The organism is Stenotrophomonas sp. Marseille-Q5258, assembly GCF_946900935.1.
Taxonomy (GTDB): domain Bacteria; phylum Pseudomonadota; class Gammaproteobacteria; order Xanthomonadales; family Xanthomonadaceae; genus Stenotrophomonas; species Stenotrophomonas nematodicola.
In genome coordinates this window covers 1-9,949 of record NZ_CAMPPN010000031.1, presented here as the reverse complement: position 1 = coordinate 9,949, position 9,949 = coordinate 1, and the positions used below count along the sequence as shown (strand labels likewise).

The 9,949-nt window shown below is 68.8% G+C and carries 8 protein-coding genes and 1 pseudogene; 3 read left to right on the top strand and 6 right to left on the bottom strand.

Annotated elements, in window-relative coordinates:
* Nucleotides 1–311: 311 nt before the first annotated feature.
* Nucleotides 312–704 (bottom strand): DUF3037 domain-containing protein, encoded by a 393-nt coding sequence (locus OC534_RS17100; RefSeq protein ID WP_262072250.1) that lies wholly within the window; start codon nucleotides 702–704, stop codon nucleotides 312–314.
* Nucleotides 682–1,458 carry a HipA family kinase gene (locus OC534_RS17095; RefSeq protein ID WP_017356596.1) on the bottom strand — a complete coding sequence of 259 codons (777 nt, stop codon included), beginning with the start codon at nucleotides 1,456–1,458 and terminating at the stop codon, nucleotides 682–684. The genes OC534_RS17100 and OC534_RS17095 overlap by 23 nt, the downstream gene beginning before the upstream one ends.
* A gap of 177 nt (nucleotides 1,459–1,635) precedes the next feature.
* On the opposite strand from OC534_RS17095, the gene OC534_RS17090 reads away from it, so the two are divergent.
* Nucleotides 1,636–4,110, top strand: a complete 2,475-nt coding sequence (locus OC534_RS17090; RefSeq protein WP_166473167.1) for a prolyl oligopeptidase family serine peptidase — start codon at nucleotides 1,636–1,638, stop codon at nucleotides 4,108–4,110.
* A 117-nt stretch (nucleotides 4,111–4,227) separates the two neighbouring features.
* A complete protein-coding gene (locus OC534_RS17085) occupies nucleotides 4,228–5,031 on the top strand; it encodes an SGNH/GDSL hydrolase family protein (RefSeq protein WP_262072249.1) in 804 nt (267 codons plus the stop codon).
* 252 nt (nucleotides 5,032–5,283) lie between these two features.
* Here OC534_RS17085 and OC534_RS17080 read toward each other — a convergent pair whose 3' ends face one another.
* Nucleotides 5,284–6,285, bottom strand: coding sequence for a hypothetical protein (locus tag OC534_RS17080; protein WP_262072248.1), 1,002 nt, complete (start codon nucleotides 6,283–6,285; stop codon nucleotides 5,284–5,286).
* 112 nt (nucleotides 6,286–6,397) lie between these two features.
* Between OC534_RS17080 and OC534_RS17075 the strand changes: the two genes are divergently transcribed.
* Nucleotides 6,398–6,781: a hypothetical protein gene (locus OC534_RS17075; protein ID WP_262072247.1), complete on the top strand. Its 384-nt coding sequence runs from the start codon at nucleotides 6,398–6,400 to the stop codon at nucleotides 6,779–6,781.
* Between the two features lie 55 nt (nucleotides 6,782–6,836).
* On the opposite strand, the gene OC534_RS17070 is transcribed toward OC534_RS17075, so the two are convergent.
* The 3 genes and pseudogenes from OC534_RS17070 to OC534_RS17060 all read right to left on the bottom strand — a co-directional run.
* Nucleotides 6,837–7,673: a DUF2971 domain-containing protein gene (locus OC534_RS17070; protein ID WP_262072246.1), complete on the bottom strand. Its 837-nt coding sequence runs from the start codon at nucleotides 7,671–7,673 to the stop codon at nucleotides 6,837–6,839.
* An 87-nt stretch (nucleotides 7,674–7,760) separates the two neighbouring features.
* Entirely contained in the window at nucleotides 7,761–9,755 is a 1,995-nt protein-coding gene (locus tag OC534_RS17065) for a TonB-dependent receptor (protein WP_262072245.1), read from the bottom strand.
* Nucleotides 9,752–9,949, bottom strand: a pseudogene (locus OC534_RS17060) (hypothetical protein); the annotation flags it as partial. The gene OC534_RS17065 and the pseudogene OC534_RS17060, both read right to left, overlap by 4 nt.

Here is a 9,949-nt window from a genome sequence, read left to right as displayed (position 1 = left end):
GTGGCCTTGGTAGCGCCGGGCTCTGCCCGGCGGGTGTCAGGTGTGCATGTGCCTGACGAAGAGCAGCCGGGTAGAACCCGGCTCTACGGGGTGCGCGCGCGTGGCCTTGGTGACGCCGGGCTCTGCCGGGCGGGTGTCAGGTGTGCATGTGCCTGACGAAGGGCAGCCGGGTAGAACCCGGCTCTACGGGTGCGCGCGGGTGGCCTTGGTGACGCCGGGCTCTGCCCGGCGGGTGTCAGGTGTGCATGTGCCTGACGCAGGGCAGCCGGGTAGAACCCGGCTCTACGGGGTGCGCGTGTTTGCGCGTTGCGTTACTGCGGTACCCGCACCATCCGGGTCATCAGGTGCTCCACCACGTTCTCCGGGTGCGCGGTCCGGCCCACGTGGGTGCTGGACATCTGGACCACCGAGCTGCGCTTGGCGGTCAGGAAATGGAAGCGCGCGCGTGCCGGCAGCTGGGCGATGGGACCGGCGTTGGCGTCGCCACGGCAGATCGCCACGATGGCGTCCAGCCACGGTTGCAGCGCGTCCCTGTCCAGGCCGGGCGCGAATGCCTGCATCCGCGCCGCATCGATTTCGATCGCCGCTTCCAGGTGCTTCGCACCGGGGCACGACACGATCACGCCGACGTTGATGAACTCCTCGCGCTCCACCCGCGGTACCACGCGGATGACGGCGTAGTCATACGTGTGCAGTGTGGGCACGGACGGCCTCCTGGACGAAGGCGGCGCGCATGCGCAGGCGATGGGTGAGGTAATCGATATACGCCTGGCGATACGCCGCCGGGCTGTCGAACGCGGGTTCGTCGACCAGCCAGCTGTCCGGCACCAGGCCGACGATGCGTTCGATTTCCGCGTCGGGCAGCAGCGCGGCCAGCGCGGCGTCGATCGCGTCGATCTGCGTGGCAAACGGCAGCAGCACGTGGTCCCGGATCAGCATGAAGGGTTTCACGCAGGCATCCCCGGCGGTGGCCCAGTCATGGTGGAAGTACATCGCCGCGCCGTGGTCGATCAGGTAAAGCTGCCGGTGCCATACCATCAGATTGGGGTTGCGCGCGGTGCGGTCCACGTTGCTGGTGAATGCGTCGAACCACACGATGCGCGAGGCGAGGTCAGCATCCACCGCCATCGCTGCCGGGTCGTAGTTGAGCGCGCCGGGCAGATAGTCGCTGCCCAGGTTCAGGCCTTCGCTGGCTCGGATCAGGTCCTGGATCTCCGGGTCCGGCTCGGTGCGGGCAAACTCGCGATCCAGCTCGACGAACACGATCTCCGGAATCGGCAGGCGCAACGTGCGGGCCAGCTCACCGGCGATCAGCTCGGCGATCAACGCTTTCGGCCCCTGGCCGGCACCCCGGAACTTGAGCACCACCATGCCGTCGTCGTCGGTTTCGACCACGGCGGGCAGCGAGCCACCCTCGCGGAGCGGGGTGATGTAGCGGAGGGCGTGAACAGTGCGCACGGCGGCATCGGCAGGGAATGTGCGCGCATCTTACCGTGACGGTGCGCGGCCGGCCGGACGCGCACCGCGTTGCCGCATCGGGCGACTAGCCCTTCCGGCCCATTCCCGGCCCGCGCGGCGGTGCTAGATTCGGGATATCGCCCCTGCACGGGCACCCAACACCACAAGGGGTAAAGGATGCTGATCCGTCGTACCGCTCTTGCCGCGGCCGTCGCCACGGCCGCGTTCGGCCTGCTGGCCGCCGGCCCGGCCTTCGCCGACTATGCCAAACCGCCGGAACACCTGCTCAAGGTGCTCAAGGCGCCGCCGCCGCCGATGCCCAGCGTGGACCCCACCGGCCAGCGTCTGCTGCTGACCACCGCGCAGACCTACCCGTCGATCAGCCGTGTCGCGCAGCCGTACCTGAAGCTGGCGGGTGTGCGCCTGGAGCCGAAGAACCGCAGCCGCCACGACACCCAGGGCGGTTATGGCATCCCGGCCTGCGTGGCCGATTTCACGCTGGTGGATATCGACAGCCGCAGGCACACGCCGGTGGCGCTGCCACAGGGCTGTGCCGGCAACGCGCAATGGTCGGCCGACGGCCAGCGCTTCGTGTTCCAGAACGCGGTGGATACCTCGGTGCAGCTGTGGGTGGGAGATGCCGCGACCGGACAGGTCAAGCAGATCCCGGGTGTACAGCTCAATCCGATCTTTGGCTACACCGTGCAGTGGCTCGGCGGCAGCCAGAACCTGCTGGTCAAGCTGGTGCCGGCCAACCAGGGGGCAGCGCCGTCCAATGAGGATGGCGCGGCCGGCCCGGACATCCAGGAATCGCTCGGCGCCAAGGGTGAGAGCAGCACTTACGAATCGCGCGACACGCTGACCAGCGTGCATGACGAAAAGCTGTTCGCCTACTACGGCCAGTCGCAGCTGGCAGTGGTGGATGCCAAGGCCGGCAGCGTGCGTCCGATTGGCGCGCCGGCGCTGTACAACGATGTCACGGCTGCGCCGGATGGCGTGCACGTGCTCACCGAGACGCTGAAGGCGCCGTTCTCGCACGCGGTCACCTACCAGCGCTTCGCCAATGACGTGGCCGTGCTGGACCTGGGCAGCGGCCGCAGCACGCCGGTGGCCAGCCTGCCGCTGGCCGATCGCGTGCCGGTGCACGGCGTGCCGGAAGGCCCGCGCGACTTCGACTGGCGCTCCACCGATCCGGCCACGCTGGTGTATGCCGAAGCGCTGGACAAGGGCGACTGGAAGGTCAGCGTGCCCCATCGTGACCGCGTACTGATGCTCAAGGCGCCGTTCACCGGGACGCCGGTGGAGATCGCGCGTACCGCGCAGCGCTTCGAAGGCATCGCCTGGAGCGCGGACCCGGCCGTGTCGTTCCTGTACGAGAACGACGAGAATCGCCATTGGCGCCAGACCCGCATTGTCGATGTGGACCGTCCCGGGCAGGAAGGGCGGCTGCTCTGGGATCTGTCCAGCGATGAGCTTTACGGCGACCCGGGCAACCTGGTGTTCACGCGTCTGCCCAACGGGGCCAGCGTGGTGCGCCAGGACGGCAACCACGTGTTCCTGCGCGGGCAGGGCGCCTCGCCGCAGGGCGACCGTCCGTTCCTGGACCGCCTGGACCTGGGCTCGCTGAAGAGCGAACGCCTGTTCCGCAGCGCTGCCGATGCATACGAGCAGGTCCTCGGTTTTGCCGGCACCACCGGCCGCGTCCTGACCTGGCACCAGTCGGTGACCGACGCGCCGAACGCGTTCATCCGCACCCTGGGCGAGCGCGATGCAGCCGCTGCCAAGGGCGAGGCGGCGTTCGCGTCCACCCCGGCCGCGCTGACCCAGCTGACCGATCCGACGCCGGAGGTGCGCAAGATCCAGAAGCGCCTGGTGACCTACAAGCGCGCCGATGGCGTGGACCTGTCGTTCACCCTGTACACGCCGCCGGGTTACAAGGAAGGCCAGCGCGTGCCGGCGATCCTGTACGCATACCCGGCCGATTTCGCCAACGCCGCGCAGGCCGGCCAGGTGTCCGGCTCGCAGCAGACCTTCACCCGTCTGGCACCGTACCGCCTGATGCTGCTGGCCGGCTACGCGATCATCGACAATGCCTCGTTCCCGATCGTCGGCGATCCGAAGACCGCCTACGACACCTACCTGGAACAGCTGGAAGCCGATGCCAGGGCCGCGGTGGACAAGGCCGTGGACATGGGGGTGGTGGACCGCAACCGGATCGGCGTCACCGGGCACAGCCACGGCGGCCTGATGACCGCCAACCTGATCGCGCACACCGACCTGTTCAAGGCCGGCGTGGCGACCAGCGGCTCGTACAACAAGACGTTCACGCCGTTCGGCTTCCAGAACGAGCGCCGGTCGGTGTGGCAGGCGCAGGACGTGTATCTGAAGGCGTCGCCGTTCTTCTACGCGGACAGGATCAAGCTGCCGCTGCTGCTGGTCCACGGTGAGGACGATGCCAATCCGGGCACCGAGCCGTTCCAGTCGCGCAAGCTGTTCCAGGCGATCCGCGGCAACGGCGGCACCACCCGCCTGGTGATGCTGCCGCATGAGCCGCACTGGTACACCGCACTGGAATCCAACGAGCAACTGGTATCGGAAATGCTCAACTGGTTCGACACCTATGTGAAAAACGCACCGGCCGGCAAGCACTGACGGCGCGCTGACGCACGCGACGGCCGCATCTCGCGGGGTGCGGCCGTCTGCGTCTGGGCGGGATGCAGGGGCAACCGGCGGTAGACTTGCCGTTCGCATCGAACCGGAGCAACCGCCATGCCGCAGTCGGCACACACCGTGGCCCTGACCGCCGCCCTTGCCCTGCTCGGGGCGCCGCTGTCCGGCTGTGCGGCCGCGGATGCGCCGCCGATCGGCCCGCCGGCGGTCAATCCGCTGTACGTGACGCCTGCGGAAGCGCTCACGCCGGACCAGGTCCGCTACCTCCAGCAGCAACTGCGCGACTGGCCGCAACTGGAGCGTTATCGCGCGGAAAACGCGGCGCTGCCGGTGGCGCAGGCGGGGCAGCCGCGTGTGGTGTTCTTCGGTGATTCCATCACCGAGGGCTGGGGACCCACCGGCAGCGGCACGTTCTTCCCAGGCAAGGGCTACGTCAACCGCGGCATTTCCGGGCAGACCACCGCGCAGATGCTGCTGCGGTTCCGCCAGGACGTGATCGCCCTGCAACCGGCGGTCGTGGTGATCCTGGCCGGCACCAACGACATCGCCGGCAATACCGGCCCGGCCACCCAGGCGATGATCGAAGACAACCTGCATGCCATGCGCGAGCTGGCGCAGGCGCATGGCATTGGTGTCGTGCTGGCCTCGGTGCTGCCGGTCAGCGAGTACCCGTGGCAGCCCGGCGTGCATCCGGCACCGAAGGTGCGGGCGCTCAACGCCGCCCTGCAGCGCTATGCGCGCGACCAGGGCGTTGTGTATCTGGATTACTACCGCGCGCTGGCCAATGCCGACGGTGGGCTCGATCCTGTCCTGGCCACCGATGGCGTGCACCCCACGCCGGCCGGGTATGCGCGCATGGCGCCGCTGGCCGAGCAGGCCATCGCCGAGGCGCTGGGGCGATAACGGCGCGCGTGGTTGCCGCAGGCGGCCGCGTTTCCAGCGGCCACGTACAGAAACCGGTCACCGCGTGTCTGCCCCGCTGTCCCGCGACACCCGCCAGCACCGGCGTGGCCCGTTCAACGTCAACCGCCGGGGCGAAGGACATCTGCGGGTGACTGCTCGCCGAGGCAGTGGATGCCACGCTGCCGACCAGCACACGGGTCGGCGGAGACGTCTGTGCGCGCCATGCCGCAGGTGCCGTCCCCACGTATCCGCTCAGGCCAGCGGCAGCGTCGCCTCGGCGCGGGTGAGGCGGTCGTGCAGGTCGCGCACCGCCTCGGCCCGGGCATCGGTGCGGTTGGCTTCGCCGAGCGTGCGCAGGTAACGGCAGGCAGCGAATGCCGCCGCACGGCGCTCGTACTCGGCGATCCAGGCCAGCCGGTCGGGCAACTGTGCCTGTGCCGGCGTCCACGCCGCCGACGCCGGACGCACATGGCGGGCGATGCCGATCCGCCACGGTTTGGGCGTCAGGCGTGCACGGAAGCAGCGCTGCAGCGCACACATCCGCGCATACAGCGGGTCGCCGCGCAGCGCGCCGAAGAACCCGGCAACCGCCGGGTCGTCCGGCAGGAACGTGGCGTGCATCGCCAGCACGCGCAGCCCGGCTGGCGTGCGATACACGCGCAGGTGCCAGTCCGGGTGCTGCCGGGCGAAGGCCTCCACCCGCGCCATCGCCCGGGCCTCCACGCCGCCCGCGTTGGCGAACGCGCGGCGCTTGATGGCCGCCACCACGGCGTTGGCGACGATCACCACCAGCGTGGCCACCACCGCTGCCGGGATGGCCCGTCCGAGGCCGGGCACGCCCTGCCACGCGGCGCCCACGACCATCGCCACGCCCGCCCAGAGCAGCAGGGCACCTTTCAGGTCCAGTGCGAATCCGCCGGGGGGCGATTCAAAGTCCACATCACCGAACAGCACGTCCGGGGTGTTCAGGCACAGCGCGCCATAGCTGTTGCGCGTGACGACCACATCGCCGTGGCGCGACACGATCTGCTCGCGGATCGGTACGCCTTCCAGTCCATAAGGGGTGCGTCGCTCCTGCCGGGGGAGGTCGTTGCCGGCCAGGATCGCCGCGAGCGCCTCGCGGGCGCGCACGTCGGCATGCGCCTGCGCGGCGGCCTCGCTGTCGTCGGACCAGCCCATGCGGGTCACGGTGATGCTGCGGCGCTGCTGCTTGAGCTGCAGGCGGGCTTCGGCCCAGTAGTCGGGAACGATCACGTGCGTCCTTGCCGGCAATGTCGAACGGAGCGGCGAGTGTCGCATGCCACGCGCGCGCCGCAGATGGCGCGGTGCTTGTTGGCACGCGGCTGCTCTTCTAAGATCCGCTGGCATGCGCCCTGAATCGCCCGAGATCCCCCGCTTCCGTCCCTCGATCGCCCTGGCTGGCAGGGTCTGGGCGCTGCTGGGAACCGCCAGCGCAACGGTGACGGCGGTCGCTGTGACCGTGATCCGCGCCTGGGTATACCCGGCGTTTTCCGACGCGTTCCAGTCGATCGGCGTTGTGCCGCCCTTGGTCACGCGGGCGTTTGCCAGCGGCGCGCCGCTGGTGTGGCTCGCCCCGCTGGTGCTGGGCGCGATGTGGGCCTTCGGTCCACGCAAACCGGGCTGGCACCTCCTGATCGGCCTGATCGGCATCTGCACCGTGTTCATCGCCGCGCCCGTGACCATCTTTGCCCTGTACCTGCCGATGATGGCGGTCAACGCGGCCATCTGATCCCGGCGCCCTGCCACGTCACCGCGCACCGGCTGTGGCATGCGAACGGCATCTTCTACCCGGCCGGGAGGTGGGATTCCATTCGGTACTCCTGCCGTGACAAGGCCATCGTATGCACCGGGATACCACTCGCAGCACAGATATCTCGGATGCGCGATGCGTTGTCGGCCGATATCCTCGCGCCGAGATGAACTGCCTTCAACGGCGCGGGAAGTGCCATGCACCGGCGGGTTCGGTCGTCGGGATACACGATTCTCCATTCCTGCTCGTACGTCCAATCCCTGGCCTTGCACAGGGACGCTGCCATCGTGAAGGCATGATTGACGTCGTCCTTGTCGTTCATCGCAGCGGCAAGGACCTCGGTGATGTCCAGAAGGCAGTCCGTGTAGGCAACAGGCCAGAGACACAGTGACGGGTAGTCATTCCGGTGGCAGGTCGTGAAGTCGTACTCCATCGCGAATCCGCGATGGTTGTCGGCGTAGTGGCTCCACATGAGGATGGAATCAAGGCGCGCGGTGAAGCTGCAGATCTTGTAGGAATCCCGCAGTTCATCGACGAGGCCGGACAGGCTGTTCGGAGGCGCCGAACCCTGCTGAAGACGGTCATCTGCGTTGTTGTTGTCAGGCGCGCCGAATACGAAGGAGTTGCGGCTCAGGAAGCCGGGGTCCGCGCAGAATGCGGTGTCATACGGGTCATTGAACTCGCTGGCCGGGCTCAGGTGAATCGTCGCGTTGGCCAGGTTCTCGAACGAAAAGTCGGTGCAGCCCCTGAGCTTGTAGAGCTTGCTGGGTAGATTGGCGCCCCTGGCCTCAATAGCGTCGTAAAACGTGAGATCAGAACGCCGCGCCACCGAAAGCACGGAAATCACCTTCTGTACCCAGGCTCTATCCACGACAGTCACTCCTTGCCAGCTGAAACCAGCGAGTGTGCTGAACCTGGTTGAGCAAGATCAAGCGCTGGTCGGACCGGCCGATGCTGCTCAATCAAAGCGCCAGCGCAGCCCGGCATACACGCCGCGCCCCTCGCCAGGCGTGGAGCGCGCCACGTCCTTGCCGGCGTCGTTGTAGCCGGGCGTGACGGTAGCGGCGTAGTGGCGGTCGGTGAGGTTGCGCAGTTCGGCCCACGCCTGCCAGCGGCCGCCAGGCGCATCGAAGCCCACGCGGCTGCCGAAGATCAGATGGCTGTCGGCGCTGAAGGTGTTGGCGTAGTCCACGAACATCCGCGAGGCGTACTCGGTGTTCAGCGCAGCATAGAAGCCGGTGGGGTGTGCGTAGCGCAGTTCGGCCTGGTAGTAGTGGCGCGGCAGGCCGGGCAGGCGGTTGTCGCCGAAGCGGGCGTCGTGGCGGTAGCGGAAATCGCTGAAGGTGTAGGCCTGGCGCAGCGACAGCGTGCCGTCGCTGCCGTGCCACAGCGCGCTGTCCAGCGCAGCTTCGATGCCGCGGTGCACGGTGGGGCTGGCGTTGTTCTCGGCCACGAACAGGTTCGGTACCGGCTGCACTTCCACGCTCAGCAGTTCGTGCAGCACGTGCGCGTAGTAGCCGGTGAGCTCCCATCGGCCGAGTGCGCTTTCGCCGCGCGCGCCCAGCTCCAGCGTCGTCGCGGTCTGGTTGTCCAGCGGCACCGGTGCGCGCTGGCGCCCGCTGGAGGCGCCGTTGCCCGGCGCGAAGTACTGGTTGGAGCCCCAGATCATCGACCACGGATGCGCCGGTTCCACCGACCGGCTCAGGTTGCCGAACCACTGCGTCGCCGGCGTCTGCTGCCAGGTGACGCCCAGGCGTGGCGCGTAATCCCAGCTGCGCTCGTTGAGACGCCCGGGGGTGGAGGGCCACGTCACCTGCACGTCGCGACGGGTCTGGATCAGGGCCAGCCCGGTCTGCAGGCGCAGGGTGTCGGTGAGGACGAGATCGTTGGCTACGTGCAGCGTGCTGTCGGTGCCGTGGTGGGAGAAGTCGCGCGTGTGGGTGCCGGCGGGATAGCCGTTGCTGGCAAAGCGCAGCGTTTCGCGCACATCGGCATCCAGATCGTGGGCGATGCGCAGGCCCACCGTGGTCACGCTGTCGCGGCCGAGCAGGCGATGCCGGTGACGGTAGTCCACGGTCGCATTGAGGTTGGTGTAGTCCAGCTGCTGGCGGTACAGGCTTTCGTTCAGGTCCATCGGGTAGTGGTGGTACACCAGCCCGGCCTGCAGCGACGATGCGTCATCGATCTGCCAGGTGGTCATGTTGCCGATCCAGGTGCTGCCCGGCTGCGGGCGGTGCGCGTCGATGGCCACGTTGGCCGGATTGGCCGCGCGCGGATCGTTGCGGATCTGGTCGCGGGTGAGGCGCCCCGGCGTTTCGTGATTGGTCTCGCGGTAGCGCACGAAGAAGCGCGTTTCCAGAGTTGGGGTGATCTGCCAGCCGAGGTTGGCCATCGCGCCCTTGCCGTCGCCGCGGGCATGGCGCTGGTAGCCGTCGAATTCGGTATCGGTGTAGGCGAGGTAGTAGTCGACTGCGCCGCTGACGCCGCCGTACCCCACGCTGCGTTTCTGGTAGCCGCGGCTGCCGGCGTCGTACTGCAGGTCCAGCCCGGCCGAATCGCGACCGCTGCGGCTGACGTAGTTGATCGCCCCGCCCAGCGCCAGCGCGCCGCGTTCGATGCCGTTGGCACCGCGCCGTACGTCGACGCGGCTCAGCCACAGCGGCTCCAGCAGTTCGTACGGGGTACCGCCCGGGCCGGTCAGCGGCAGGCCGTCGAGCGAGACTGCGATGCCGGAGGCATGCGCGCCGGGGCCGCGGTTGATGCCCGAGCCACGGATGGACACCCGGGTGCCTTCGTTGCCCGGCGACTGGGCACTGATGCCGGGCTGGTAGGCCAGTACATCGGCGCTGCTGGCGAGGCGGCGGTCGGCGTTGGCCACGTCGATGACGTTGCCGGCGCCGGGAACGCGCTTGAGCGCGGCGCGGGCCTGGTCGGTCTCGCTGGCGGCGGTCACGTTGACCGCGTCCAGCGTGGTGGCCTGCGGGGCGGCGTGGGCGGCGCTGGCGGTGGGGGACGCTGTGCGACACGCGGCTGGCCGACGCCGATGGCCCGGCTGCCGAGGTCGCCGCCATCGCCGAACTGCTGCGCCGTGCCGCCCGCCATCGCCAGCCCGGGGCCGAGCTGCTGGACGGTGCGGCGTGGCTGGCG